Genomic DNA, 25,640 nt, shown 5'->3' on the forward strand with positions numbered 1-25,640 from the left:
CGCGGCGACCTGCCGAAGAACGGGGACGGCGCGGCGGTCGACCCGCCCCAGGAGGGCGGCTGACCCGGCCCGGGTGCGGGGGCGCGGCCAGGGGCGTTACCGCTGCCCCAGCACGGTGGGCAACTGGTGGACGTCGGGCAGTTCGGGGCTCGGGAGGCCGGTGCTGACGTGTCCGACGTCGAGGTCGCGGCGCAGGCGGATGACGTCGCGGCACAGTTTGACCTCGGTCCACTGTTCGAAGACCTTGCGGGCCCGGCCGACGCACCGGCCGGAGTTCGGCAGGTCCTCCAGCAGGTAGCCGCCGGCCAGGATCCGCGCGGCTGTGTCCTTGCCGATGCCGACCACGCCGGGGATGCCGTCGGAGGAGTCGCCCACCAGGGCCCGGTAGTCGGTCCACTGGGCCGGGGTGACGCCGTACTCGTCCCGCACGACGCGGGCCGTGACGAACCGTTCGCCCCGGGGCCGTTTGGCGTCGAGGACCAGGACCCGGTCGGTGATGAGCGCGTACAGGTCACGGTCACGCGACCAGACCGCGATCCGCCGGTCGGGCTTCTCCCCGGCCACGATCGAGGCGATCTGGTCGTCGCCCTCCGCCCCGGCCACGGCGTACACGGCGATCCCGGTGGCCTCCAGCACCCGGCGGATCACCGGCAGCGCCGCCAGCAGGACGTCGTCGCCCGGGCGGGGCGTGCGGTGGGCCTTGTACCGCGGGTAGAGGGCCTGACGGGCGGCGCGGGAGTCCGGGCCGTCGAAGACCACGACCAGCTCCGGCGCGGTCGGCAGGTCGCCGTGGATCGAGGCGCGCAGCATGTCGAAGAACCCGTAGGTGCCGATCATCGGCCCGCCCCGCGGCGTGCGGGTGTCGCCGTAGCCGAGGGTCGCGTACAGCATGCTCATGCCGTCGACGAGCAGGAGCGGCGCCGGGACGGTGGCGGCGGTCACGGGGCCGGCGTGCCCGCGCCCGGCCGGTGGCGGGTGTCGCGACCGGGTTCGGCGACGAAAGGCATGCCAGGAAGCTACAACGGACGGGCCGTAGATCCTCGACCGGGGCCGCGGGGCGGACCGGGCGCGCTCCTGGACAGCTCGCGACCGTGCGCCGGAGTGATCCACGAGGTTCCGGAAACGCGCCCGCGCCCGGCCGCCCCGCCACTGTTAGCCATGTTTACCGCCGCCGGGATCCGGGAAGAGGACAGCCATGACATTCATCCTGTGGCTGTTGGCTGTAGTGCTCGTGGTCTCCGGCATCGTCGCGCTGTTCCGGCGCCAGCTGCTGTGGGGCGTGGTTCTGATCGTGGTCGGCCTGCTCGTGGGTCCCGGCGGTGTCAGCATCTTCACCTGACCGGTCCGACGACGCCGACCTCAGGAGGGAGACCCGAACCGGGTCTCCCTCCTGTCGTTTCGGTGCGGCCCGCGGCTCCGCCGAAATGCGCCACCAGGACGGGTACGCGGATCAGCGCGACCGTTTCCCGTCCGCGCTGGCCAGGGACCGCAGAAGGCTGTCGGGGTCCGCGACGGTGACCGTGACGCTGGTCGGTCGCCAGGGCACCCAGCGGGCGTGGACGGGGGAGTGGAAGGCGACGCAGATCCCGGCTTCGGCGTTCGTGCCCATGGTCAGGCCGCGGTCGGTCAGCGAACCGCGGATGCCGAACACCCGCCACGGGCGGTAGGGGCCGGTGCGCTGGACGGAGGCGATGTTCGCCAGCGGGGTCCGCAGCGCGCACCAGCCCAGCCGGGCCCGGAAGGTGTGCCCGTCGAGGGTCACCGCGCCGCGTCGTGGTCCGAGTCCCACCAGGCCCAGGACGGGCCGCCATCGTGCCGCGTACAGGAACCGCCACGAGGACGGCGGGTCGCGGTGCACCGGGTCAGCCGGACGCGGGCGTGGGCAGCGACGCGCCGCCGGGCTCGCGGGTGCTGGTCGCGGCCCCGACAACGGCTGCGTCACCCGGGTCGCGGACATGTTCCGTCATCAGGCACTCCTCACTCAGCGTCGCCCCCTGCGTACCGCGGATGCCGTTTGGCTAAACACGCGGCTCCGGGCGACCCGGGTGCGCGGGAACGGGAGCGCCCGCGGGCCTGGGGCGCGCGGGAGCGGGAGCGCCCGCGGACCTGGGGCTGCCCGCAGGCCTGGGGCTGGGGGCCGGGGCCAGAGCGGGCAGCTGTTCGGTGGTGTCGTTCCCGGCCTGGTCGGGTACCCAGGAGCCCAGAGGACGCCGGCCGGCCCCGTGGCCCGCGCGGAGAGGGGCTGGGGATGTTCGAGGGGTTCGTCGAGGACCGGATCGAGTTGGGGGAGTCCTCGATCTTCGTCCGGCACGGTGGCACGGGTCCGCCCGTGCTGCTCCTGCACGGTCACCCCCGCACGTCGGCGACGTGGCACCGGGTCGCCCCGCTGCTGGTCGCTGGGGGGTTCTCCGTGGTCTGTCCCGACCTGCGCGGCTACGGCCGCTCCCGCGGCCCGGCCCCGACAGCCGACCACGCCGGGTACTCCAAGCGGGCGGTCGCCGCCGACATGGCCGCCGTGATGGCGGCGCTGGGACATGGGACCTTCGCGCTCGCCGGCCACGACCGGGGCGGGGCCGTCGCGTTCAGGCTCGTCCTGGACCATCCCGCGGCCGTGACCCGGGTGGCGTTCCTCGACGCGCTGCCGATCAGCGAACGGTTGGCGCGGATCAACGTGATGTTCGCGACCCGCTGGTGGCACTGGTTCTTCCTCGCCCAGCCCGACACCCCCGAACGGGTCATCAACGCCGACCCCGACCGGTGGTACGCCGGAACCCCCGAAGCGATGGGCGAGGAGAACCACCGGGAGTTCCGCCGGGCGACCCGTGACCCGGCCGTCGTGCGGGCCATGCTGGAGGACTACCGGGCGGGCCTCACCGTCGACCTCGCACACGAGGAGGCCGACCGTGCCGCGGGTACCCGGATCGGTTGCCCCGTCACGATGTTGTGGTCGTCGCGGGACGACACCGAGGACCTCTACGGAGACCCGCTGCCCATCTGGCGGAACTGGGCCGACGACGTCTCAGGCCGCCCCATCGCCTCCGGGCACCACATGGCCGAGGAAGCACCGCGCGAGCTGGCGTCCGCACTCCTCCGGTTCTTCGCGCACCGACGTCCGCCGGGTGCCCGTCGTGGTGCCGACCAACCCGCCACGCGACCGCCCGGCTCGGCGGCGCCGCCGGGAAGTCCTGACCACGCAGATGCCGGGGAGGCCGCGACGGGTCAGTAGTCGGTGATGGGCCCGTAGCGCGCACGCAGCTTGAGCAGCAGGTCGTGCTGGGGCGTCCCCGGCTCCAGGGCTCGCTCGCACACCAGGGTGCCGTCCGCGCCCCACTCCCGGTAGGAGAGCTCGACCCCGAACTCGTGCAGCCTGGTCGCCTCGCGTGAACCGTCAGGCCGCCACGTGGTGTGACTACTCGTGCCGTGCCCGTATCGGGCGGTCCACTCCGCGCTCAGCACGCCGTTGGGGTGCCACGAGCGGCACAGGCCCTTCGGAAGCCCCTGGTGGTACGTCAGCTCGTCACTCAGGACGCCGTCCGGGTAGGTGCAGTACATGACTCCGGTGAAGAGTCCGCCCTGGTACTCCAGTGTGTCCCCTTCACCGCCGTCGAGGTCGTCCTCGTGGACGCGCCGGATGTCCGTCACCACGGTCTCCGATCTCCTGCGGCCCAGCCCGCCGTCGTTCGTCCAGGACGTACGCCACCATGCTTCCCCGGAGCCGCGACCCCGCTGCTCACAGCTCCTTTCCTCCGGTCTGGTCAGGCCACGTGATCGGCTCGCCATGGGTGAGATCGAGTGCCCGGAAGTAGTCGCTGGCGCGCAGCGGCGCATCGCCGACGCCGAGTGGGATGTAGCAGGTTCCGGTACGCCGACCGACCTGCAAGCAGGGTAGCGGGTAGCCGGCGAACGGGTCGCCGAGAAATACCTCGGCGACGCCCGGGAGGAACCGGCGGACCGCGTCGGGCCCACAGACCAGGCCGTTGTAGGTGTCGAACCCGAACCGCGGGTGGCCGATGTCGAAGTCATCGATCGCGACGACCCCCCGCCGGACCGCGGTGAGCTCCCGGCCCAAGGGCCACGCGGGGCGGCAGTGCGCGTCGAGGTAGACCAGCGGACAGTCCGCCCCGTTCAGCATCACGTCGATCAGGTCCGCGGAATCACCGGTGTGGACGGAGACGTTGGGCAGGTCGCGGCAGCGCCACCGGGTGAACTCCGCGTGCTCCGCGTCGATGTCGCAGGTGACGACCTCCAGGTCGGGCCATGCGCGGGCGGCGAACTCCGTCGTGTCGCCGCGGCAGCAGCCGGTCTCCACGAAACGGTCGATCGCGTAGCTGTCGACGAGGTGGGCGATCTGGAGCGCGACCTGGATATCGAAGCCGAACGGCCCACCACCGTCCGAGAGCAGGTCGGCGCTCACCCGGGCGGTGCTGTAGAAGTCGACCATCAGGTCGCGCGGCGCTGTACCCAGGTCGCGGTGTCGCTGTTCGGCTTCCGCCCGCGAGAGTCTCGTCTGCATCTGCGCTCGTCACTCCTGTGGTCGTGTGGCCCTCATTCGACGCATGTGGCGTGCGCCCCCGCCGCCTGGCCCCCGCCCTGCCCGACGTCTCCTGAGCCACATCTGGGGAGACATTTCGGGGCGGAATGCTTGTGTGGGAAGGCTGCAACGCTAACGCACGCTGGTACGGCGGACAAGCCTCAGTGGCCGTCGACCATCCTCTCCCCGCCGGCGCGACAGTCCGGTATCACAGCCTTTGGTGCATCGTCAAGATCTTTTCGGATGGATACAGATCGGGCCAAACCACATCGACGGGTATTGCGGTGACTTGCGGGTCTCGGTACCGTTCGTCGAACTGAGCCATCGACAGGATTGCGTGACCTGGTCACAACTGTCCACTGTGCTCACACGGGGGTTCGACAGCGCACCTGGCTGAATGGCGTCTCCGTGTGTCCGTGGACCCGTCGGAGAGGTAGCGGTGTGAGTATTCGTCGACACGACAACCACTGGATCGGTGGGCTCCACGATCTGAGTGGAGCCTTCGCTTTCGTGACTCGCCCGCCCGGGGTGGTGCTGCTGGATCAGCAGACCTGGCTGGTGCTCGAGTCCTGCGACGGGACGACCAGGGACGGCGTCGTGGACGCGCTCATGCCGGACAACACCGACCGCGTGTCGCGGGCGGACATCGAGAACCTCGTCGACCAGAGTCTGGAACTCCTGAGGCAGCGGGGCCTCATCGAGTACACACACCGCTCAACAGAAGGGTGAGTCCCATGACCACAGACAACCTGAAAGCCGCATTCCTGGAGCGCGTCGAGGCCCTCGGGGTCGGCGTCGCCCCGCAGGCCACCGCAGTGTCGCCCGAGGACAGCGCGCAGTACCCGACGGCCGCCGGCCTGCTGCCCGACGACGAGGACGAGTAGTCCGGACCTCTTCCGGAGCACCACCGAACGGATTGACCTGAACTAAGCCCCGCAGCTTCAGGAGTTCCTTGTGACCACCAACCAGGCAGTCGTACTCTCCGCCACCGAACTGCTGCTGGCGCCTCCCTATGGAGACGAGAAAGGCGCGATCAGCGACACCCGGACGCTGTACTCCGGCGCGGTCGAACTGTTCGGCCAGGTCACCGGCACCCCGGTGCCAGTGCCGGACTTCGACAGCCAGCCAGTGCTCGCCTGTGTTCGGCGCGGCGTCCTCGACCAGGCACTCGCGGAGATCAACCGGAACCCGGAGGCGGATCTCGACCTCGGTGCCGCCCGATCGATCTCCACGACGACCACCCGGCAACGGGTCGGTCCCGACGGCCCCCTGGTCATGTCCGACTGGGAGAGCGACCCCGCGGCCCGCTGGATCGCGGACAAGGTCCGGTTCGCGTTCCAACGGGACGCCGGCATCGAGAACGGGATCGGGTTCGTCGAGCCGACGGACACTGTCGTCGCCCGGATCACCGACAGCCTCGCCCTGTTGCGCGCGGTGGTCCCCGAGATAACAGCAAGCGCGATGGCGCACGTCGGGGCGGTCGCCGTCCTGCGGGCGCCCTTCGAGAGCGCGCACCTCTTCGAGACCCCGCACGTGATCTACGTCGACCGACGCATGCTGCGACATCCGCTGGTCGGCGCCGACAGCATCCTGCACGAGAGTCTGCACCAGAAGCTCGTCGACCTCCGCGTCGCCCGGTTCTACACGAAGGCGGAGTTCAGTACGGCGGGGGAAGGCGATGTTGTGATCCCCTGGGGGCAGTCCGCGCCGGGCACGGTCCGGACCTGGCCCGTCGGCCGGGTGGTCTCCGCCTGCCACGTCTACGTGCACCTCACCCTCCTGCACCTGGCCGCACTGTCTCCCGAACACGAACGCCTGGGGCTCGACGCCGACCAGGTCATCGACCGGCTCGTGACGCGATACGCCAGGGGCCGCCACCTCTCCGACCAACTCGCGGTGTCGGAGTTCCGTGACCAGTTGGGCTCGGACGGGGTCGGTCTGGCCAGGGACTTCGAGGCGGCCCTGGACATCCTCGGGTCGGCACGGATCGGCGACCGTCGACTCGACACGTACGGCACCCACTACGACGGCGTCAACACCCGCTGATCCCCGCCCAACCGCCAGGAAGGAGAGCCACCCAGTGACGACCACGACTCCCGCCGTGACCGGCGCGCCGGGCGACCTCGCGACGGCGCAACGCTGGCTGGCCGCCGGCGTCTACGGCGCCATGCCGGGCATGGTCAGTGACCTGCACACCTACTACGACGGCGTCGTGGAACTCTGCACGCGGATGTGCGGGGTGACACTGCCCCGACCGGACCGGGTCGTCGACCCTGTGCAGGCCGTCCTGGTACGGGCGCGGATCGACGCCCTGCTGCGGCTGCTGCTCCGCGCTCCCGCCGAGGCTCCCGCCGAGGCCCGAGCAGTTGCCGGCGAACTCGCCGCGGTGCCGCTCGCCGACGCCCCCGTCAGCGGTGCCGACGATCCTGTGCTGCTCGACACCTGGACCAGTGCGGCCGCGCGGCACGTGGCCGACGTCATCCGGGCCGCCGAAGCCGACCCCGGCCAGCCCGTGCTGCGTCCGGCGACGCCCGTCGAACGCGACAACCTAGCCCGGGCCATGGACCTCCTCCATAGCGTCGTCCCCGACATCGCGTCCCACACCCTGCCGATGGTGCGGGTCGTCACCCTCGCGGAGGACGTGGCGATCGGCGGTGCGTACTACGGGGATACCCCGTGGGCGGTGCACCTCAACGCCACGCACTTTCGCTCCGCCACCCACCTCGCGGCCAGCGTCCTGCACGAGTCCCTGCACGAGAAGTTCGCGACGCTGAGGACGACACGGCAACTGTTCGCGGCCGGGTACACCGACGAGAACAGCCCGCCGGTGGTACTGCCGTGGACCCTCGACGGATCCAGAGGCGCCAGGGAGTTCAACGTGGGCAGGGCGGTGGCGACCACACACGTGTACGTCCACCTCGCGGTGTTCTACGCCGGACTCGCCGAAGCGGAGCCCTCCCGCGCGGGTGGCCACCTGGCGGAGTCCCGACGGGCCTTCCAGCGCGCCGACCTGCTCGTCCGGGCACTGTGCAACCCGCGCCAGCGGGACGTCCTCGCCGGCGAGGGTCGGCAACTGTTGGACTGGCTGACCCAGGGTCTGGACCTACTGTCGCTCGCCGTCCCATCCGACTTCGTTCCGATCATGTACCGCTAGGGGTTCCCGTGACGACACGACAGACCACCGAGGCTCCGGCCGTGCCCGAACTCCTCCCACCGTTCGACCGGCTGCGGCAACGCCTGGGCGACCGGCTGGAAATCGGCCCCTACTACAGCGGCCCGTTCCAGAAGTACCACCACTCCATGTCCCACGACTCACAGTGGGATCTCGACGCTCTCGGAGAAGCCGCCCGGCGGGCGTCCGGCCGGATCCTGGACCTCGGCTGCGGCAGCGGACGGGTGAGCCTGTACCTCGCGGGCCACGGCCACACCGTCACCGGCGTCGACCGGTCACCCGACGCGGTGGCGGGACTGCGCACACTGGCCGACGAACGGGGGCTGGGCGACCTGGTGGACGCCCGGGTCGTCGACGTGGCGGCCGATGGTCCCGCCCGCGCGGGGGAGAGCTTCGGCCTGGCGGTCATGGGCGACGTCACGGTGAACTCGTTCGCCCCGGCCGAGCTGGCCGCGGCGGTGCGGAACGTGGCCCCCGGGCTCGACCCGGCGGGCGGATTCTGCCTGACTGTGTTCGGCGACGAGGCGTTGGCGTCGATGACCCGGTTCTCCACCCCGATCCCGGTCGAGCCAAGCCACTTCGAGGACGACCACCGAACCGTTCTGGTATGGACGGCCATCCGGTTCGCCGAGGAGACCCGGACACTGACCCGGCAGTTCCTGCTCCAGGAACCAGGTGACGGCACCGTTCGACTGGCGGTGCTCACCGACACCATCTGGACCCGTTCGAGCCTGACCGAGGCGATGGCCGCGGAAGGGTATGGTGAGCGCGGAGCCGTGCTGTGCTCGGTGGGCTCCGGGGGAGCCTCCGGCTGGCCGGTGTGGGCGGTGGAATACGGACCCGTCTGAGTCGTGGTGGACACCCGCCGGACTTCGGGCGCGGTGCCACGTACCCGCGTAGTCGTTAGCCGTGAAGTGAATGGGATCCCGTGAGATTCGACCGCAATCTGGTACTGATCATCGGCGGCGCCGCCGTGTCGGTGTTCGGCAGCACGTTGACCTCGATCGTCATCTTGTTCGCCCTGCGCGAGCACGGGCCGTTCGTGGTCGCCGGCGCTCTGCTGTCGGAACTGCTTCCGGTGGCGTTGGGCGCTCCCTTGGCCGGGTGGCTGGTGGACCGGTTCCCCAACCGGCGGTTGATGATCCTGGCGCAGGTGACACAGGCGTGCGCGGTGGCGGCGCTGGCCTTCTCACTGTCCTCCGTCGCGGTGGTGTACGTCCTGCTGTTCCTCGTCGGTTGCGGGACCGCTGTCGCGGGGCCGGCGGCCTCCGCCCTGATCCCTCGGGCCGCCGGCGAGGAGCGGTCCACAGCGGCGTACGCGAAGCTGGGAATCGCGCGCACCGCGAGCATGCTGCTCGGCGCGACGGCCGGTGGTCTGCTGGTGGCCGGCCCCGGCGGCCGGTTCGCGCTGCTGGTGGACGCCGCCACGTTCGTCGTGCACGCGGTCGCGATGACGCTGGTGACCGTGGAACGCGATCCCGCCCGCGAAGGTACGGGCACGAAGACCTCCAAGGGAAGGGTCGCCGGTTTCCGTCATCTGGGTGCGCGCCGGGTCCTGTTGGTGGCGACCGTCGGCCTGGCCCTGATGATCGTCGCGACGGTGCTGGTCAACGTCGCGGAGGTCTTCTTCCTCACCGACGTGCTGCACGTGGGGGCGGCCGTACTCGGCGCGTTGACCGCGTGCTGGGGAGTCGGTGTCATCGTGGGCGCCAAGATCGCCGGCAGGCTGTCGAGCGGGCGCGCGCTCCTCCTCGGTCTCGGGGCCGGCGGGTTGGCGATGGCCGCCGGTCTCGTGGCGCCGAGCCTCGCGCCGTATGTGGCCGTCAATGCCGTGGGCTGGGTTGTCGCGGGGATCGGCAACGGCATGCAGAACGTGACCCTGCAGGCCCTGACCAGGTTGTACACCCCCGACGAGTTGCGCGGTCGGGTGTTCGCCGCGATCGGATCCGTGCTGATGACGGCCAACATCGCGGGCACCGTCTCGGCTGGCCTGGTCGTGGCGGTGCTGGGGGCGAGGTGGGTGCTGCTGGCCGCCGGACTGGGCACGGCCGTCGCCGCGGTCGCGGTGCTCGGCTACGCGGCCGTCACCCGGGCCGGGGACACCGGGGCGCCGGTCGACGCCCTGGCCAAGTCGTAGCGTGCGCGCCCCCACCGAGTTCAGGGGTGCCGCCCGGCTCGGCCTGGGGACGTTCGCGCTCACCGGCGGGTACGGGACGCTGCGCGACGTGGACCCGGCCCGGACCGTGCTGCGTGCCTTCGAGGCCGGCTGGCGGGTCTTCGACGCGGCGGATTCCTACCGGGGTTCAGAGGACCTGCTCGGGGCCACCCTGCGGCCCGTGCGCGACGACGTGTTTCTGGCGACGAAGGTGTTCCCCCGCGGGCGGTACACCGCCGCGCGGTTGACCGCGGCCGTCGACCGGTCACTGCGCCGGTTGCGGACGGACCGGATTGACCTGTTCCAGCTGCACGCGCCTGAGAACGCGGTCGACCGGACCGTGGTGCCCACCCCGGCGGTGGAACTCGCTGCGTCGTTGAACGCGCTCCTGGCCAGCGGCAAGGTCCTCCGCGTCGGTGTGTCGAACCACCCTTCGGTCCGCATCACGGAGTTGCACCGGCACGTGCCGCTGTTCTCCAGTCAGGAGATCGTCAATCTCTACGACCGGCACACCGGAACGGTCGTCGAGCACTGCGCGGCCATGGGCCTGGGCGTGCTCGCCTACAGCCCCCTGGCACGCGGGCTACTCACCGACGGCACGCGGACGGTTCCGGCCAGCGACGACCTCCGTGCCCGGCTGCCCGGATTCGGCACCGCTTCGCATCCGAGGCACGACGCGACGACCCGGCTGGCGGCGTGGGCCGCCGACCACGGGCGGTCCGTCACCGAGCTGGCGCTGGCCTGGGTTCTCGGCCGGCCCGGGGTGACCGTGGCGCTCACCGGGGCCAAGACCCCCGAACATGTCGACCTCGCCGCCCGCGCGGCGGACTGGACACTGACCGGGGCGCAGCGCGCGGAGGTCGAGAACCTGACGGGGGACACGTGACCCTCGACGTGGGCTGGCTGGCGGACCGGCTCGCGGACGCCTGCCAGCGGGACGGGGTACCGGGCGCCGCGTGCTCAGTCCTCGACGAGTCCGGCACCCACGACGTGGCGTACGGCACGGCCGGCGCGGGTGGGGCCGAGGTCCGGCCGGACACCCCCTTCGGGATCGCTTCCGTGAGCAAGGCCGTCACGGCCACGCTGTTCCTGCGGATGCTGGCCAACGGCGCGCTGTCGCCTGAAACCCTTCTGGGCCAGCTGTGCCCCACCTTCGAGGGCCCGGCGGCGGCGATACCGGTGCGCCGGCTGCTGAGTCACACCTCGGGCCTGGCGGGCGACCACTTCGCCGCGCCGGCCTGGTCGGGGGACCCGTTCGGCGCCTACAGCCGGGAGCTCCTGGCCCTGGGAATCGATGACTATCCGGACGACGGGATCTGCTCCTACGGCAACGGCGCGTACGTCGCGCTCGCCCATGTCGTGGAACACCGGCTCGGCCAACGCTACGACGACCTGGTGCGGGCGAGTTCCCTGTTCCCTGCCCGGCCCGACGATGCCGCCCGGGGACACCGCAGGACGGGCCCGACCGCCCGGGTGCCGTGGGACCGCGCGTCGCTGCCGACCTGTCTGCTACCGGCCGGCGGGCTGTTCGCCAGCGCCCCCGCTCTGGCCCGCTTCGGCCACGCGACCCTGTGCGACCCGGCAACCCGACTGTCGGAACCGCTGCGGGCCGCCGCTCTCCGCCCGCACTCCCGGGTGCCGCACCGGCGCACGGTGGTCGAGGGATGGGGGCTCGGTTGGATGGTCTACGCCGGCTACGCGGGCCGCGTCGTGGGCCATGACGGGCAGGGCGACGGCTACAGCGCTCACTTGAGGATCGCCCCCGGCGCGGGGGTGACGGTGGCGGTCACGACGAACCGGTACGAGGCCGGCCCCACCATCGGCCGCGTCATCGCCGACGTGTTCAGCCGGTACGGCATCGCCCGGTCAGCGGCCCCTCCGTCGCCGGTCGCCACCGAGCGGGAACCGCACCGGATAGTCGGACGCTACCGTCGGCACGGCGTGACGTGCGACGTGACCACGGAAGGGGACGGGCTGTGGATCGCCGAGACCACGGACGCCGCCCTCGTGCCGTTCGTGGGAGGCAGCGCCAGTCGGGGACCGCTGGACGCCGAGACCGACGGGACCTTCACCTGGGTCCGGGGCGGGAGCCGGACCGTGGTCGCGTTCCCGGTGGGGTCCCAGGTGCCCACGATGTACATGAACGACCGCAGGCTGCGGAGAATCGGGGATCCGCCCAGGCGGTCCGAAGGCACGTGACCCCGTTCCGCCCCTCCTATGACCTCCGGTTGACCCCGAACGTCGCGAAGTCCGATCGTGGTTCAGCTGCCCCAGATCGCGCCGGCCCATTCCGGATGGTCGATGAACGGGTTGCGGTTGCCCTGCCAGCTGTCGTAGATCACCTGGTTGCGGTTCTTCTCGAACGCCGACGGCGGGTCGGACAGGTTCCACTGCAACAGCACCGACAGCCTGCCGATGTACGGCGCGGAGCCGTTGGCGGTGGACTGGTTCATCTCCAGGTCGGGCCAGCCGTCCTCGCTCTCGTACCGGATGGCCATGTACATGATCATGCGGGCGACGTCGCCCTTGTCGGCGTCGCGCGGTTCCCACGAGTCCGCGTCGGTGTAGTTGCCGGGCGCCTCGCCGACCGGGCCGCCGCCGGTGTCGAAGTCCTTGTTGCCCCGGGTGGAGTTGACCGAGACATCGCAGGGGCGCAGGTGGTGGACGTCGGTGCCGGGCCCGGTCGCGGTGCCGAAGTCGCCGTGCGACTTGGCCCAGACGTGTTCGCGGTTCCAGTCGTCGACGCCGCCGCCGTTCTGCGACTTGCTCTTGCTCTGTCCGGTGTAGAGCAGGATGACGTTGTCGGGGTTGGCCGGGTCCTGGTCGGTCGACCGGAGCGCGTCCCAGGCCTGGTCGTAGGTGAGCCTGGTCTGCACCTTGATGATGGTGTGCAGGGCGCTGCGCAGGGCGGGGCCGGTCTTCCCGGTGGCGTCGCGGTAGTAGGTCGTGTCGTAGGGCCCGCCGCTCGACGTCGGCGTGGGCGTGGGCGTCGATGTGGGTGTGGGCGGCCGGGTCGGCGGCGCGCCGGTCGGGACCATCGAGGTCGGGTTCTTGAGCCCGCCGTGGGAGAAGTACGCCGTGAGGGTGCCGGTGACCGTGACCGACCGTCCCATCAGGCCCGGATTCGTCCGCAGGCCGAACGTACTCCGGAAGCCCGCCGTCACCTGGACGTAGAGCATGCGCGGGGTACCGGTCTCCGACGCCGCGTCGGCGATCGCGATGGCGGTGTCGCCGGTGAAGTCGGACCGCAGCACGGTGTTCGTGGAAGTCGGTTCCCCCACGACGTAGCCGGCGACGGTGGCCGTCTGACCGTTCTGCGTGGCGAGCGCGGTCGTGACGGTCATGGTCGGCGCGGCCGAGGCGGTGCCCGCGGTCACGGCGAGGCCGACGGTGACCACGAAAGCCAGGAACGCCGCCGTCCACCGGGGGCCCGGCCGTCCCAAGTGATTGACTGTCATAGATGCGCATGGTACCTGGGTGGATGCCGGGTCCGGGGCACCCGGCGCACCACGGGCCGGCGAACATCAGGGCAATTCTCGATCTCGGAGGCGCACCCGGTGCCGGAGCGTCGACAGCGACGCGCACCCCGGCTTCGTCCCGTCCTCGCGGAGCACAGGCGTGCGCGGCGGTTCCCGGCGGGCGGCCGCGGGTGCCGGGCGGGGCGACCTAGGCCAGCACCGCCGGGTCCACGAAGGCCGGGTCGCGCGGGATGTCGGTGCCCGGGTCCCCGTCGGCGTCCCAGGACTCCTCGTCCTCCGCGAGCCGTTCGGCCTGCTCGAAGAAGGCCTCCTCGACCGGCCGCAGCCCCGCCACCGTGGCGGTCAGGTCCCGGTCGGCCACGAACCGGGCGCCGCCGTCGGGCCCGATGGCCAGCACCGCCAGCCAGGCGCCGGAGTCGGCGTCGAGCAGGTTGCCGGCGGTCTCGGCCCAGAACAGCGCCAGCGACGCGCTCTCCGGCGGGCCGGCCGCGGCCAGCAGCGACAACGCGGTGTGCACCGTGCCGGGCCGGTGCCCGGCGTCGAAGAGGTACGCCTCCAGCGCGCCGTCGCGGTGCCGCAGGACCGTGATCGTGGACCGGCCGTCGCAGGAGTCGGCGACCCGCCCGGCGAAGAACTCCCGTGCGGTCACGGTCGGGTCGGGCGACCAGTCGGGGGTGTCCCCGTCCCAGTACCAGCCGGCGTACATCCGGTCGGGGTCGGCGATGGGCGCGCCGGTTCCGTCGAGCCAGCGGTCGAAGCCCTCGCGGCTGATCGGGATGCGGGCGGCGATCAGGAAACTGTCCGACATGAGGTGCGAGCATAGCGCCGGCCCCGGGGGCGTCGGGCGTCGCTGTTCGTCGACGTCCTGCCGTTCAGGTGAGGAGGTTCGCCAGTCGGGCCATCTCCGCAGGTGGGTCGATCACCGGTTGGATGAGCAGTTCGTCGACGCCGGCCTGTTCCAGGGTGGTGATGCGGGCGAGGAGGTCGTCACGGGTGCCGACGAGGGCCAGGGTGCTCATCAGCGAGGGCAGAACCAGGTCCCGGTCCCGCGGTGCGACGCGGCCGAGGTAGTTCGGGTAGAGCCTGGTGTAGCGGTCCGGGGCGGTGGCGGTGGTGCCGCGCCGGTCGAGCAGCCGCCGGACCGCCTCGCGCTCGTCAGCGCCGAGCCGCTCGGCGAAGGTGGGTGTGTCGGCGGCGTATGCCAGCAGCGACAGGGCGAGGTGGCCGGTCGCGTCGCGGGCTGCGTCGCCGTGCGGGTCCTCGTCCCCGGCGAGGACGTGCAGCGCGGTGACCAGGTACGAATCGGGTTCGCCGCCCCGAGCGGCGTGACGGCGGGTGTCGTGCAACGCGTGCCAGGCAGTCGGGTCCAGCAGGCCGAAGGAGATGAGGCCGGTGCCGCGGCGGCCGGCGACGGCGGCGGCCTTCGGTCCGAGGGCCGCCACGACGAACTCGATCGGGTCGGCGGTGTTCACGTACCCGCCGGTGTGCAGGAACCGGATGTCGCGGGTCCGGTCACCTTCGCGGTGCTCGGTCACGCGTCCGGCGCACAGGTCCTGCAGCGCGGCGGTGAAGTTCTCCAGCGTGGCCGTCGTGGTCGGCCGCATCCCCAGGGTCCGTCGGGCGGTGTTCCCGGTGCCGACCCCGCAGCTGATCCGGCCGGGCGCGAGGGCGTTGAGGCTGGCGAGCGCGCTCGCGGCGGCCGGGGCCGAACGCAGTGCCGGTGAGGTCACCGCGATACCGAGCCTGATGCGACGGGTGCTCCTCGCGCAGAGGCTCAACGCGACGAAGGGGTCGCCGTGGACCATCGGGGTGTCGTAGACCCAGAAGCTGTGCAGGCCGAGCTCCTCTGCCCGCAGCGCGAGGTCCTCCACACCCGGGTGTGCGGTGACCACGACGCCGGCACGCATCCATACCCTCCACGGAGCGAGGACCGAATCGAACTCGCTCAGCATGACAGGTCCTGGCCCCGGACTGTCCGCGTTGCCCACTCCTACAGGTCGTGAGAACCAGACTCAACGACGCTCCGTGCCCCCGCCGCACGCATCATCCAGGTCAGTGTGCCGAGAGCCGCCGGGTCCTCCCACACCTCGACGTCGATCCAGAATCCGGACTCCCCGTCGGTTCCGCCGTTCCACCATCTCCATGGGCGCCGCAGGTCGGACGCGTGGTCGAACCATCCGATCCAGTTGGCGAACGTCCACGGCTGCTCCGCTTCATAGCGGAGCCGTCCCGCTTCGTCGAGCGCCCTCCAGGCCAGTAGTTCCTGCTCCGCCCGGGCCGCGGACATCTCCGGGGCGCACGCACGCACGAACCAGTCCGGCGTGCGGGCCTTCCAGGCCTCGACACTGACGGGCCGGTCCTCTCGCGGCGGAATCCAGTGGGTGACCGCGATCAGCAGCTCCTTGCAGCGATCGAGCGACGATTGCGAGTGACCATCGGTCATGCCGACGAAGCGTCGGAGCACGCCCTCCGGATTCCCCTCGGGACCTCGGAAGATGCGGGCTCCCTCCAGCGTGCGCGTCATGCGTGAAGTCTCTCAAGACGACGAGGCGGGACGAGCGGCACCCATCATGGCCCGTGGTGGCGCGCCCAGGACACCGTCGGAGGCGCCCGTTCCCGGTCTCGCCGGGTGAGCGGCGGGGCCGGGAACGGGCGTCGGCGGGTCGCGTCCGGGTCACACGTGCGCGGTACGTGCCCTGGGAGTGTCGCTGTCCTCGTGTTCCCGTTCGGTTCCGGGGATGAGGACGGTGGCGATCAGGCCGAGGAGGACGAAGCCCGCGGCGAGGTAGCCGCCCAGGGTGACGCCGTCGGTCATGGCGGTACGGCCGGCCGCGGCGATCTCCCGGGTCTCCGGCCGGGCGGCGAGTCCCTCGATGGCGGCGCCCGCGCTGTCGGTGATGGCGCGGCTGTACCGGTCGGCCTGTGCGGCCGTGACCTCGGTGTTCCGGAGCCCGTCGTGCACCTGCGAGCTGAGCGTGCTGAAGAACACCGTGGTCAGCACGGCGATACCCAGTGCCGAACCGAGCTGGCGGAACGCGCTCTGGATGCCGGAGGCCTGCCCGGCGCTGCTCTCGGGGATCCCGTCGAGGACCACGTTGGTGACCTGCGCGGTGGCGAACCCGACGCCCGCGCCGTACACGCACAGGATCAGCGCGATCGACCACCAGGAGCTGTCGGTCCCGGCGAACAGTGCGAGCGCCGCCAGGCCGACGACCTCCAGCGCGAGGCCGAGGCGGAGCATCGCCAGGGCCGAGACCCTGCCCGCCATGCCGAAGCTCGCACCGCTGGCGATGAAGCTGCCGATGGCGACGGGGAGGAGCGCCAGCCCGGACTGGAGTGCGCTGTAGCCGAGGGTGAACTGCAGCCACAGGGGCAGGACGGCCACGATCCCGAACTCGCCGAGCCCGATGATGAGGGTGGCGATGTTGCCGTTGCGGAACGACGCCCTCGAGAACAGGCCCAGGTCCATCAGTGCCTTGTCGGGGTCACCGCCGCGGCGCAGGGCCGCCTGGCGCCACACGAACGCGCCCAGGGCGGCGGCCGCGCCGACCAGCGCGAGCAGGACGGGCGAGGGGCCGCTGTCCCAGGTGAGTCCGCCGATCTCCAGTGGGTGGATGGTCTGGATCCAGCCGTAGGTGCGTCCTTCGACCAGCCCGAAGGCCAGTAGCCCGAGGCCGAGGACCGACAGGGCCGCGCCGGCGACGTCGACCCGTCCGCCGGTGCGCGGCGAGGGTGCGACCCAGGCCAGGACGCCGACGACGATGACGACCGCGAGCGGCACGTTGATGCCGAACGCCCACCGCCAGGAGGCGTGTTCGGCGAGCCAACCGCCCAGCAGCGGACCGAGCGCGGCGGCGGCGCCGATGGTCGAGCCCCAGACCGCGAAGGCCTGGCCGCGGGCCTTGCCGGTGAAGTTGGCGTTCAGCAGTGACAGCGACGTCGGCAGCAGCATCGCCGCGCCCGCGCCCTGCAGGAAGCGGGCCACGATGAGCAGCCCGCCGCCGGGGGCCAGCCCGGCCAGGACGCTGGTCGCGCCGAAGACCACGACGCCGGCGACGAACACCCGGCGGGCCCCGACGATGTCTGCCACCCGGCCGACGAGCAGCAGCAGCGCCGCGAACACGATGGCGTAGGACTCCTGGATCCACTGCGCCTGCGTGGAGCCCGCGTCCAGGTCCTCGATGATCGAGGGAATGATCACATTGACGATCGTGGTGTCCACCACGATCAACGCCACGCCCAGGGCGATGGCGATCAGGCCCAGCCAGCGGCGGACGTTCAACGTCTCGCCCATAAATACCTCCAGAGTGAAGTAACTTCATGGTGAAGGTAAATTGGTGGGCGGTAGGTTGTCAAACGACGACGATGGGACGGGGACCACATGAGCGAGCCGCTCCAGCCGCAGTACGAGCGGCTGCTGGAGAGCCTGCGGGGCTACGGCGCCAACTACCGGGAGTTCAGCCGCAGGTTCGCGACCTGGCTGGGCCTGCACTCCACCGACGCCGAGGCGCTCATCGAGATCCTCGGCGCCGAGGAGCGCGGCGTGCCGCTGTCCCCGGCCCGGCTCAGTGAACGCGTCGCCCTGTCCTCGGGCGCGACCACCGCGCTGCTGCACCGCCTGGAGCAGGCCGGGCACGTCGTCCGCACCCGGGAGCACACCGACCGCCGCATCGTCACACTGCGCAGCAGCGCGAGCGTCCAGCGCCTCGCCGACGAGTTCTTCGGGCCCCTCGCGGTCCGGGTCGACACGGTCATGTCCACCTACCCGCCCGGCCTGCTCGAACAGTTCGAGACGTTCCTGACCGACCTGCGCGGCGCCATGGACGCCCAACTCGCCGCCGATCCGCCCCGCCCGCCGGCGCAACGCTGACGCCCGCCCGCCCGGACGCGGGGCACGCCGTCCCGCGTGCCGGGTCAGCAGCCCAGCTGCATGCGGGCCTTCTCCCGTAGCGAACCGGCCGGCACCGACTCGCCGCACGTCACCGTGCCCGCCTCGATGTTGGCGAAGGTGGTGAAGGGCACCGGCCGCAGCGCGTTGACGTCGGGATTGCCTTCCGGGAACGTCACCGGCCACCACATGGGGCCCCGGGATCGCTCCGGCAACATGCACCACCACTGGTTGACGGTGCCGGACGCCGCCCGGGTGCCCTTGTAGAGCCCGTAGTAGCCGGGGTTGTTGAAGTTCCATCGCATCGTGTTGGTCTCGGTGGTGGTGCTCGACTTCTGCTGCTGCACGGTGAAGCCGACCTTCACCCCGACCTTCGGGAACAGCTTGCCGCCGACCTCGGTGGTGAACTCGGCGCTGGCGCCGATGGTCGTGGTCACGGAGTTCATCACGGCCAGGGTCTCGGTGCGCTCGCCGGTGGTACCCGGTGCGATGTTGATGCTCATGAACTGGGTCAGCACCGGGCCGACCTCGGCCGCGTTGATGGTGATCTCCTGCTGGCCCAGGTTCGCTCTGGTGCACGGGGTCGTCGGGGGGACGACCTGGTCGGCTCGGGCCGGTGAGGCCACGACGAGGGTGGCCGTGGCCGCGAGGCCGACGGTGAGAAGGACGAGACGTGTGTGCATGTGCACCTCCATATCGTTGGGGCGGCCGACATCGTCGAACGTCGGAGCCCGCGAACGCACTGATCCACACGAGACCGAACCGGCTCCCCGGGAAGGCGTGTCCGGGACTGAACTTGGCGGCGAAGCTACCGGGAGGCTGTATATCAAGTCAAGAAGAGTATCGATGTCTGGCGCGACGGCCGGCTGCCCCGCCGGTACCCGTCGGGTATTGATAGTCTTCTTGACTTCATATGCCGGGCGCCGGTAGCTTCGCGGCATGAGCATGCAGGAGCCCACCTTCTTCATCCTGACCGCCCTGACAGGACGACCACTCCACGGGTACGCGGTGATGCAGGCGGTCGGCGAGTTGTCCAGGGGGCGCGTCAGCCTGCGGGCCGGCACCCTGTACGCGGTCCTGGACCGGCTCGCCGAGACCGGGCTCGTCGTGGTCGACTCCGAGGAAGCGGTCCAGGGCCGCCTGCGCCGCTACTACCGGCTCACCGACGACGGGGCGGCCCGGCTCGCCGTCGAGGTGGACAAGCTGCGCGCCAACGCCGCCGTGGCCGCCGCCCGGCTCCGGCACCGCGGCCAGGCCGACCCGTCGCCGGCGGTCTGAGCCGTGGACACCTCGGAGCTGCTACGCCGCCGCTACCAGCGCCTGTTGCGGGCCTATCCGAACTGGTACCGGCAGGAACGGGGCCTGGAGATCCTCAGCACCCTGCTCGACGCCTCCGCACCCGACCAGCGCCAGCCGTCCGGCGCCGACACGCTGGACATCCTCGGCCGGGGGCTGCGCTGCCGGTTCCGGGTACCCCGGGGAACGCAGTACGCGTACATCACGGTGCTGGCGTTGGTGTTCTTCGCCTTCGCCGGCTCGGCGGCCGCCACCCTGACCTACGCGGCCGGGGTCCCGACACCCGGCGAGGCGGAGGTCGCGGCCGTCGCCCAGCTCGCCACCGGCCAGGCGGCGCGCAACCAGCCCGGCCCTGTCGTCGCGTGCGACCACTCCTGCCGGGAGTCCTGGCAGCCCGACGGCGACCAGATCGTCACGTTCGACGACCCGTTCGAGGAGAACAACGGCGTCGACCACGTGATGGTCGCCTACTGGACACCCGCCAGCCAGGTCCCGACGGCGGTCGACGACGCCCGGTCCCGACTGGAGGCCCACGGCTGGCAGGTCGGCGACCTCACCGTCGACGAGGACGGCACCCTGCACTTCGACGCCGCCAGGGACGGCCTGTCGCTGTGGCTGGCGGGCTCACCGGACGGCGACGGCCCCGCACTGCGGCTGCGGTTCGAACGGGAACTGCCCGCGCGGGCCCCGGCCACCGTCGCCGGGCTCGTCGCGGGCACCCTGATCGGTGGGCCGCTGACGGCGTGGACCCTGCAACGCCACCACCGACACCACGGCAGGACCCGGACCGCGACGACCCTGTGCGCCACGCCGACCCTGATCCTCATGGGGTTCGCGGACCTCGTGCACGTCCAGTTCGTCATAGCCGCCCTCCTCGACGGCGCGTCCTCCGACCCTCTCGCGATCCTGGCCGCCGTACCGCCGGTCGTCCTGTCGATCCTCCAGTCGTTCCCCGTCGTCCGGGCGGGCGCGGCGGTGAGCGGCGCGCTGGCCGTCGCCGCCCTGATCCTGACGTCGCTGCCCCTCCGGGCGCGCGGACGCGAGGGAACTCCCACCCCCGCGAACTGAGGAGCCCACGGGGACCAGAAAATACTTCGGCTGGGCTGTCACATCCGGGGCGCGCCGCGAGTCAACACGGTGTAGCACCCGCTGAGTCCATGACAGGAGCCGTTCTGATGTCCACCGCGCACACCATCGTCACCGTCCTCGCCGCCGCCTGGGTCGGCTTCTCCGCGTTCTCCCTGCTGCGCGGCGCCCAGTTCGTCGTCGACCCCCTCGTCGAGTACGGCGTCCCGCGTGCCTGGTGGACCTGGCTCGGCCTGGCCAAGGCGGCCGGGGCGGTGGGCCTGCTGGTGGGACTGGCGGTGCCGCTGATCGGAGTCCTCGCCGCGTGCGGCCTGATCGCCTACTTCACGGGCGCGGTGATCACCGTGCTCCGGGCCCGCTCGTACCGGACCGTCGCGTTCCCGCTGCTCTACCTCGCCCCGGTGGCCGCCGCCCTGGTCCTGGGGATCACCGCCTGAGCAGGTGCGGCCGAGGGACCTTCGGCGCCCGGCGCGGAAGTTTCCGAGAACTGACCCATCCTCCTTCCCACTGGTACCGAATGCCGCATGAAGGGTTGTTCGTCGGGATGAACTCTTTCATCCCGACATCGACCTGTTCGTCGGTCTACTGGGCCGGCGACAGCGCTCAGGCCCCGGCCGTCAGAGTGTTCCCACCTGGTGAAGGAGTTCCATCATGTTCCGCAGTCGTGCTGTCCGCCTCGCGGCGGTCGCGGTGGCCATGCCCCTCATGTTCTCTCTGGCGGCCTGTGGGGGTGACGACACGAAGGACGGCAACTCGATGGGTACGTTCGGCGCCGCCTGCGGTGCGGTGCCCAAGGACGGCGCCGGCAGTTTCGACGGCATGGCCAAGGACCCGGTCGCCACGGCGGCCAGCAACAACCCGGTGCTGTCCACGCTCGTCGCGGCGGTCAAGGCGGCCGGCCTGGTCGACACGTTGAACGCGGCGAAGGACATCACGGTGTTCGCGCCGACCAACGACGCGTTCGCGAAGATCCCGAAGGCCGACCTCGACGCGGTGCTCGCCGACAAGGAGCAGCTCTCCAAGATCCTGACCTACCACGTGGTCGGCCAGAAGATCGGCCCGGACAAGCTCGGCACGGCCGGCCCGTACAAGACGCTCGAGGGTGACGACCTCAAGGCCTCGGGCAGCGGCAGCGACTTCACGATCGGCGCCGGCTCGAAGGTCGTGTGCGGCAACGTGCAGACCGCCAACGCCACCGTCTACATCGTCGACACCGTGCTGATGCCCCCGGCGGCCACGAAGACGGCGACCCAGTTCGGCGCCGGTTGCAATGCCGTGCCGAAGGACGGCGCGGGCAGCTTCGCGGGCATGGCCAAGGACCCGGTCGCCACGGCGGCCAGCAACAACCCGGCCCTGTCCACCCTCGTCGCCGCGGTCAAGGCCGCCGGGCTCGTCGACACCCTCAACGGCGCCAAGGACGTGACCGTGTTCGCGCCGACCAACGACGCGTTCGCCAAGCTCCCCAAGGCCGACCTCGACGCGGTGCTGGCCAACAAGGAACTGCTCACCAAGATCCTGACCTACCACGTGGTCGGCCAGAAGATCACCCCGGACAAGCTCGGCACGGCCGGCCCGTACAAGACCCTGCAGGGCGGTGACCTGAAGGTCGCCGGCAGTGGCACCGACTTCACCGTCGGCACCGGCGCCAAGGTCGTCTGCGGCAATGTGCAGACCGCCAACGCCACCGTCTACATCATCGACACGGTCCTGATGCCGGCGTAGTCGCTGTCACGAGTACCGCGGGTGGCCAGGGTCGTACTCCCGTCCTGGCCACCCGCTTCCGTCCGTCCCGGCCCAAGGGCCGCGGTCGTCCACATCCCCGCGCCCGTCCCCGACGAGGGTGGTTGTCCAGCTTGCTAGGAAGCCGTGGCCGCTGTGACCCAGCCATGCCGCCGCGCGCATCGTGACCCTGACGAGCACCGGGTGGACACCGGATGACGACCAGGTCGGCCCGGCCTCGCGGGTATATTGGCCCGAACTCACGGACCGGGGGGCAAGAGTGGCCAGTAGACGCAGACGGTGGCTGATCGTGGTGACGGTGGTGGCCGTGCTGGTCATCGTGACCGGGGCGGTCGGCCTGTGGCCGATCTCGGCACCGGCGACCGCCGCGGCGGGCCGGGTCGTCGACCTCGCCGAGCAGGAGCTGGACAGCGGCGGCCGCGACCACGAGGTCGACGGCTGCAACTTCTACTCGGGCCAGGCCCGGGGCGGCGGGCCAGGATGTCGGGCCGGCTGGAACCGCGGCGCGTGGTGCGCGGACTTCGCCAGGTACCTGTGGACGAACGCCGGCGTGCCGGGCGCCAAGGAGCTCGACGAGTGGGCGCGTTCGGGCAGACAGTACGGGGAGCGCCACGGCACCTGGCACCCGGCCGACACCGGCTACACGCCGCGCCCCGGCGACCTCGTGGTCTACCGGGACGGGGCGTTCGAGGTCCCGGACGGGAACTCCGACCACATCGGCGTGGTGACGGCGGCACATGTCGGCTGGTTCAGCACGATCGAGGGCAACGTGACCGGCGGGGCCGCGGGCGGGGTCACGGCCCGACGGCACGTCCCGCGGGACTGGGGGACGATCGAGGGTTTCGCCTCACCGGCGGCTCAGCACTGACCCTCCACGAGCCTCCAAGGCATCCTCGCCAGGGCCAGGTACGGCGATGCGTCGGCGGACCTCGCCGGTTCCGCCATCCACAATGGGCACCTGGACCCACCCCGGAACAGACCTCTTTCCGGGTACCGGCCCCCGTGCGCCCCTGAGCCACCGTCGGTTGCCGACTACTCCTGCCGCCACCGCTCCAGCTCGAGTTCGGTCGCCCGGACCTGCGGATGGCCGGGGCCGAGCACCCTGATCTGGTCGGGCAGCAGCCGGGTCAACTCCTCGACCGCGCGATCGGCGGCACCGGACCGACCGAGCCAGACCGCGAGGTCCTGACGGGTGACCAGTGTGTGCGGGTGGTCCGCCCCGAGCACCCGTAGCCGCTCGACCAGCACCCGCCGCAGCCCACCGACCGCGTACGCCGCGTCGCCGGCCTCGCCCCGCCACCGCGCGAGCCCGCTCCAGGCCGACAGGGTGTCCGGGTGGTCCGGGCCGAGGATCCGGCGACGGTCGTCGAGCAGCGCGGCGAACGCGTCCGCCGCCCCGGACGCGTCTCCGGCGTGCCCCCGCCAGTTGGCGAGGTTGTTGCGGGTGGTCAACGTGTCCGGGTGCCGGGGGCCGAACACCCGGACGGCGACGTCGAGCAGTTCGGCGAAGACGCGCACGGCGCCGGCAGGGTCGCCGGAGCGGCCGAGCCAGCGGCCCAGGTTGTTGCGGGTGGTGAGCGTGTCGGGATGCTCCGGGCCCAGGACCCGGACGCGGTCCGCGAGGACGCTGGTGAGCGCCGCCGCTGCCGCCGCCGGTTCCCCGGCCTCCCCGCGCCAGTCCGCCAGGTTGTCGCGGGTGGTGAGCGTGTCGGGGTGCTCGGGGCCGAGGACCCGCGACCTCGCCGGCAGCAGTGCCGCGAAGTCGGCGACCGCTCCCGCCGTGTCGCCGGCGCAGCCCCGACAGTAGCCGAGCTGGTCACGGGTCTTGAGGGTGCGCGCGTCGTCGGGGCCGAGGACGTCGGACATGTCGGTGAGTACCTGTTCCAGCTCGGTCACCGCCCCCGCCGGGTCGCCGGCCTCGCCCCGCCAGTACGCCACCTCGCGCCGGGCCAGCAGCACGTCGGGGTGACGTGGCCCGAGCCGGTCCGCCGCGGCCTCGGAGAGTTCGGCGCAGAAGGCCGCCGCCGCTGTGAACTGCCCGCCCCGTCCGAGGCTCACCCCGGCCCGGGGCAGGACCGGGTGCAGGCCGGGGTCGAACAGCGCGGCCCCGGTCACCGCCCTGACCGCCGCGACGTTGTCCCGCAGCACCTGGGAGGCCTCCGGGTCCGGCTCCGGCGCCGGCCACGCCTCCAGCAGGGCGTCGGCGGCCGCGCGGGCGACCTCGGCGAGGCGCGCGGCGGGCAACGCGTCGCGGGTCACCCGCTGCACGAGCGCGTGCACCCGGATCAGTCCCGCGTCCGCGTCGTGGTCGAGGAGACTGAGCCGGTGCGCGTTGCGCAGCGCGTCCCGGACGGCGTCCGCGTCGCCGCCGACGTGCCGGAGCGCCGCCCGCTGTCCGAACACCGTCAACGGGATCCCGCCGGGATCGAGGACCGCCGCCAGCTCCAGGGCCCGCCGGGCCAGCCCCACGGGCCGCAGCGCGTCGGCCGCCGCCACCGACAGCGCCCAGGTACCCGCGACCGTCTCGGTGTACCCGTCGGGCAACGCTTCCGACTCCGGGACCACCTGGGCCACCCCGCCGCGGGCCAACCGGTCGCGGAACTCCGAGTACCCCAGGCCCCGGTCCGCCATGTACGCCGCCGCCTGCGCCAGCGCCAGCGGCAGATGCCCCACGTCCGCGGCGAGCGCCGCCGCCGATCCCTGCCGGGGGCCGAGGACGCCGGACAGGTAGGCGACGGCCTCGGCGGGGCTGAACACCCCGATCCCGAGCGGCCTGCGACCCGGGCCGGCCATCGCGGAGTCCCGGCGACGCGTCGTGACCACCGTCGTCGCCCCCGGCCCGTCCGGCGGCCACAGGCCGGCGAGGTCGCCCGGGGACCGCACGTCGTCGAGGACGACGAGCCACCGGCGCTCCGTCCCGGCCAGCCACGCCAGGAACCGCTCCGCGGCCTCCTCGACGTCCTCGCTGGCCCGGAGCACCACCCGGGCGGCCGTGGCGTAGGCGGAGAGCACCTGCGGGCGGCTCGCGGCGTTCACCCACAGCAGCAGGTCGACGTCGCGGTCGGCCCACCGACGGCGGGCGTACCCGACGGCCCACTGGGTCTTGCCGACCCCGCCGAGCCCGGAGAGCACCCAGGTCGTTCCCTCGGTGAGGACCTCGATCGCGCGGTCCTGGAAGCCGTTCGCCGCCGCCGGCACGACGCCCACCCGGACGGGCCAGCGGATCCCGGGCGTGCCGGCGTGCACCGTCACCGGACCGTGGAACACCCCGGACACCCCGGGTGGGGCCTGGC

At 71.9% G+C, this 25,640-nt stretch carries 27 protein-coding genes; 16 read left to right on the forward strand and 11 right to left on the reverse strand.

Annotated features, from left to right (window positions below; genetic code table 11):
- Positions 1-96 precede the first annotated feature (96 nt).
- Positions 97-942: a 5'-3' exonuclease gene (locus tag PT931_RS19730; protein ID WP_456247208.1), complete on the reverse strand. Its 846-nt coding sequence runs from the start codon at positions 940-942 to the stop codon at positions 97-99.
- 253 nt (positions 943-1,195) lie between these two features.
- Between PT931_RS19730 and PT931_RS19735 the strand changes: the two genes are divergently transcribed.
- The gene (locus tag PT931_RS19735) at positions 1,196-1,339 is read left to right on the forward strand and encodes a GPGG-motif small membrane protein (RefSeq protein ID WP_363719741.1); all 144 of its coding nucleotides are present in this window, start codon (positions 1,196-1,198) and stop codon (positions 1,337-1,339) included.
- Between the two features lie 111 nt (positions 1,340-1,450).
- Here PT931_RS19735 and PT931_RS19740 read toward each other — a convergent pair whose 3' ends face one another.
- Positions 1,451-1,858, reverse strand: a complete 408-nt coding sequence (locus PT931_RS19740; protein ID WP_456247209.1) for a hypothetical protein — start codon at positions 1,856-1,858, stop codon at positions 1,451-1,453.
- A gap of 390 nt (positions 1,859-2,248) precedes the next feature.
- Here PT931_RS19740 and PT931_RS19745 point away from each other — a divergent pair, with 390 nt between their 5' ends.
- Positions 2,249-3,226: an alpha/beta fold hydrolase gene (locus PT931_RS19745; protein WP_456247210.1), complete on the forward strand. Its 978-nt coding sequence runs from the start codon at positions 2,249-2,251 to the stop codon at positions 3,224-3,226.
- On the opposite strand, the gene PT931_RS19750 is transcribed toward PT931_RS19745, so the two are convergent.
- Positions 3,220-3,642, reverse strand: coding sequence for a toxin-antitoxin system YwqK family antitoxin (locus PT931_RS19750; protein WP_456247211.1), 423 nt, complete (start codon positions 3,640-3,642; stop codon positions 3,220-3,222). The genes PT931_RS19745 and PT931_RS19750 overlap by 7 nt on opposite strands.
- Before the next feature lie 88 nt (positions 3,643-3,730).
- Positions 3,731-4,513: a hypothetical protein gene (locus PT931_RS19755; protein ID WP_456247212.1), complete on the reverse strand. Its 783-nt coding sequence runs from the start codon at positions 4,511-4,513 to the stop codon at positions 3,731-3,733.
- A gap of 528 nt (positions 4,514-5,041) precedes the next feature.
- Between PT931_RS19755 and PT931_RS19760 the strand changes: the two genes are divergently transcribed.
- The 8 genes from PT931_RS19760 (at position 5,042) to PT931_RS19795 (ending at position 12,057) form a co-directional block, all read left to right on the forward strand.
- The gene (locus PT931_RS19760) at positions 5,042-5,260 is read left to right on the forward strand and encodes a hypothetical protein (RefSeq protein ID WP_456247213.1); all 219 of its coding nucleotides are present in this window, start codon (positions 5,042-5,044) and stop codon (positions 5,258-5,260) included.
- Between the two features lie 5 nt (positions 5,261-5,265).
- A complete protein-coding gene (locus tag PT931_RS19765) occupies positions 5,266-5,415 on the forward strand; it encodes a hypothetical protein (RefSeq protein WP_456247214.1) in 150 nt (49 codons plus the stop codon).
- A 70-nt stretch (positions 5,416-5,485) separates the two neighbouring features.
- Positions 5,486-6,577, forward strand: a complete 1,092-nt coding sequence (locus PT931_RS19770) for a hypothetical protein (RefSeq protein WP_456247215.1) — start codon at positions 5,486-5,488, stop codon at positions 6,575-6,577.
- Positions 6,578-6,611: 34 nt separating this feature from the next.
- Positions 6,612-7,685 carry a hypothetical protein gene (locus tag PT931_RS19775; RefSeq protein ID WP_456247216.1) on the forward strand — a complete coding sequence of 358 codons (1,074 nt, stop codon included), beginning with the start codon at positions 6,612-6,614 and terminating at the stop codon, positions 7,683-7,685.
- Positions 7,686-7,693: 8 nt separating this feature from the next.
- The gene (locus PT931_RS19780) at positions 7,694-8,551 is read left to right on the forward strand and encodes a class I SAM-dependent methyltransferase (RefSeq protein ID WP_456247217.1); all 858 of its coding nucleotides are present in this window, start codon (positions 7,694-7,696) and stop codon (positions 8,549-8,551) included.
- An 80-nt stretch (positions 8,552-8,631) separates the two neighbouring features.
- Positions 8,632-9,840, forward strand: coding sequence for an MFS transporter (locus tag PT931_RS19785; protein ID WP_456247218.1), 1,209 nt, complete (start codon positions 8,632-8,634; stop codon positions 9,838-9,840).
- A gap of 1 nt (position 9,841) precedes the next feature.
- On the forward strand, positions 9,842-10,744 hold the full coding sequence (locus PT931_RS19790) for an aldo/keto reductase (RefSeq protein WP_456247219.1): 903 nt from the start codon (positions 9,842-9,844) through the stop codon (positions 10,742-10,744).
- Positions 10,741-12,057 (forward strand): serine hydrolase domain-containing protein, encoded by a 1,317-nt coding sequence (locus PT931_RS19795; RefSeq protein WP_456247220.1) that lies wholly within the window; start codon positions 10,741-10,743, stop codon positions 12,055-12,057. The genes PT931_RS19790 and PT931_RS19795 overlap by 4 nt, the downstream gene beginning before the upstream one ends.
- A 62-nt stretch (positions 12,058-12,119) precedes the next feature.
- On the opposite strand, the gene PT931_RS19800 is transcribed toward PT931_RS19795, so the two are convergent.
- The 5 genes from PT931_RS19800 to PT931_RS19820 all read right to left on the reverse strand — a co-directional run bounded on the left by PT931_RS19800 (position 12,120) and on the right by PT931_RS19820 (position 17,631).
- Positions 12,120-13,316 (reverse strand): endonuclease, encoded by a 1,197-nt coding sequence (locus PT931_RS19800; RefSeq protein ID WP_456247221.1) that lies wholly within the window; start codon positions 13,314-13,316, stop codon positions 12,120-12,122.
- A gap of 208 nt (positions 13,317-13,524) precedes the next feature.
- The gene (locus tag PT931_RS19805; protein WP_456247222.1) at positions 13,525-14,145 is read right to left on the reverse strand and encodes a hypothetical protein; all 621 of its coding nucleotides are present in this window, start codon (positions 14,143-14,145) and stop codon (positions 13,525-13,527) included.
- A 64-nt stretch (positions 14,146-14,209) separates the two neighbouring features.
- The gene (locus tag PT931_RS19810) at positions 14,210-15,244 is read right to left on the reverse strand and encodes an LLM class flavin-dependent oxidoreductase (RefSeq protein WP_456247223.1); all 1,035 of its coding nucleotides are present in this window, start codon (positions 15,242-15,244) and stop codon (positions 14,210-14,212) included.
- A gap of 83 nt (positions 15,245-15,327) precedes the next feature.
- Positions 15,328-15,861 carry a hypothetical protein gene (locus tag PT931_RS19815; RefSeq protein ID WP_456247224.1) on the reverse strand — a complete coding sequence of 178 codons (534 nt, stop codon included), beginning with the start codon at positions 15,859-15,861 and terminating at the stop codon, positions 15,328-15,330.
- 150 nt (positions 15,862-16,011) lie between these two features.
- Positions 16,012-17,631 carry an MFS transporter gene (locus PT931_RS19820; RefSeq protein ID WP_456247225.1) on the reverse strand — a complete coding sequence of 540 codons (1,620 nt, stop codon included), beginning with the start codon at positions 17,629-17,631 and terminating at the stop codon, positions 16,012-16,014.
- Positions 17,632-17,718: 87 nt separating this feature from the next.
- Here PT931_RS19820 and PT931_RS19825 point away from each other — a divergent pair, with 87 nt between their 5' ends.
- Positions 17,719-18,207, forward strand: a complete 489-nt coding sequence (locus PT931_RS19825) for a MarR family winged helix-turn-helix transcriptional regulator (RefSeq protein WP_456247226.1) — start codon at positions 17,719-17,721, stop codon at positions 18,205-18,207.
- Positions 18,208-18,251: 44 nt separating this feature from the next.
- Here PT931_RS19825 and PT931_RS19830 read toward each other — a convergent pair whose 3' ends face one another.
- Entirely contained in the window at positions 18,252-18,908 is a 657-nt protein-coding gene (locus PT931_RS19830) for a hypothetical protein (RefSeq protein ID WP_456247227.1), read from the reverse strand.
- A 262-nt stretch (positions 18,909-19,170) separates the two neighbouring features.
- On the opposite strand from PT931_RS19830, the gene PT931_RS19835 reads away from it, so the two are divergent.
- From PT931_RS19835 to PT931_RS19855, 5 genes are all read left to right on the forward strand, one after another.
- Complete coding sequence (locus PT931_RS19835; protein ID WP_456247392.1) at positions 19,171-19,503, forward strand: PadR family transcriptional regulator; 333 nt, start codon at positions 19,171-19,173, stop codon at positions 19,501-19,503.
- A 3-nt stretch (positions 19,504-19,506) separates the two neighbouring features.
- Positions 19,507-20,589, forward strand: a complete 1,083-nt coding sequence (locus tag PT931_RS19840; RefSeq protein WP_456247228.1) for a hypothetical protein — start codon at positions 19,507-19,509, stop codon at positions 20,587-20,589.
- An 89-nt stretch (positions 20,590-20,678) separates the two neighbouring features.
- Entirely contained in the window at positions 20,679-21,044 is a 366-nt protein-coding gene (locus PT931_RS19845) for a DoxX family protein (RefSeq protein ID WP_456247229.1), read from the forward strand.
- Positions 21,045-21,258: 214 nt separating this feature from the next.
- Positions 21,259-22,329 (forward strand): fasciclin domain-containing protein, encoded by a 1,071-nt coding sequence (locus tag PT931_RS19850; RefSeq protein WP_456247230.1) that lies wholly within the window; start codon positions 21,259-21,261, stop codon positions 22,327-22,329.
- Between the two features lie 277 nt (positions 22,330-22,606).
- Positions 22,607-23,215 (forward strand): CHAP domain-containing protein, encoded by a 609-nt coding sequence (locus tag PT931_RS19855; RefSeq protein ID WP_456247231.1) that lies wholly within the window; start codon positions 22,607-22,609, stop codon positions 23,213-23,215.
- 164 nt (positions 23,216-23,379) lie between these two features.
- Here the strand turns inward: PT931_RS19855 and fxsT are convergent, their stop codons facing one another.
- Positions 23,380-25,614: an FxSxx-COOH system tetratricopeptide repeat protein gene (fxsT, locus tag PT931_RS19860; RefSeq protein ID WP_456247232.1), complete on the reverse strand. Its 2,235-nt coding sequence runs from the start codon at positions 25,612-25,614 to the stop codon at positions 23,380-23,382.
- Positions 25,615-25,640 lie beyond the last annotated feature (26 nt).

The sequence above is a fragment of the Longispora urticae genome, from assembly GCF_053902585.1.

Bases quoted from the DNA above. Each gene is read 5' to 3' on its own strand.
- PT931_RS19735 (WP_363719741.1), top strand. From the start codon at position 1,196: ATGACATTCATCCTGTGGCTGTTGGCTGTAGTGCTCGTGGTCTCCGGC.
- PT931_RS19745 (WP_456247210.1), top strand. From the start codon at position 2,249: ATGTTCGAGGGGTTCGTCGAGGACCGGATCGAGTTGGGGGAGTCCTCG.
- PT931_RS19755 (WP_456247212.1), bottom strand. From the start codon at position 4,513: ATGCAGACGAGACTCTCGCGGGCGGAAGCCGAACAGCGACACCGCGAC.
- PT931_RS19765 (WP_456247214.1), top strand. From the start codon at position 5,266: ATGACCACAGACAACCTGAAAGCCGCATTCCTGGAGCGCGTCGAGGCC.
- PT931_RS19800 (WP_456247221.1), bottom strand. From the start codon at position 13,316: ATGACAGTCAATCACTTGGGACGGCCGGGCCCCCGGTGGACGGCGGCG.
- PT931_RS19805 (WP_456247222.1), bottom strand. From the start codon at position 14,145: ATGTCGGACAGTTTCCTGATCGCCGCCCGCATCCCGATCAGCCGCGAG.
- PT931_RS19810 (WP_456247223.1), bottom strand. From the start codon at position 15,244: ATGCGTGCCGGCGTCGTGGTCACCGCACACCCGGGTGTGGAGGACCTC.
- PT931_RS19815 (WP_456247224.1), bottom strand. From the start codon at position 15,861: ATGACGCGCACGCTGGAGGGAGCCCGCATCTTCCGAGGTCCCGAGGGG.
- PT931_RS19820 (WP_456247225.1), bottom strand. From the start codon at position 17,631: ATGGGCGAGACGTTGAACGTCCGCCGCTGGCTGGGCCTGATCGCCATC.
- PT931_RS19825 (WP_456247226.1), top strand. From the start codon at position 17,719: ATGAGCGAGCCGCTCCAGCCGCAGTACGAGCGGCTGCTGGAGAGCCTG.
- PT931_RS19830 (WP_456247227.1), bottom strand. From the start codon at position 18,908: ATGCACACACGTCTCGTCCTTCTCACCGTCGGCCTCGCGGCCACGGCC.
- PT931_RS19835 (WP_456247392.1), top strand. From the start codon at position 19,171: ATGCAGGAGCCCACCTTCTTCATCCTGACCGCCCTGACAGGACGACCA.
- PT931_RS19845 (WP_456247229.1), top strand. From the start codon at position 20,679: ATGACAGGAGCCGTTCTGATGTCCACCGCGCACACCATCGTCACCGTC.
- PT931_RS19850 (WP_456247230.1), top strand. From the start codon at position 21,259: ATGTTCCGCAGTCGTGCTGTCCGCCTCGCGGCGGTCGCGGTGGCCATG.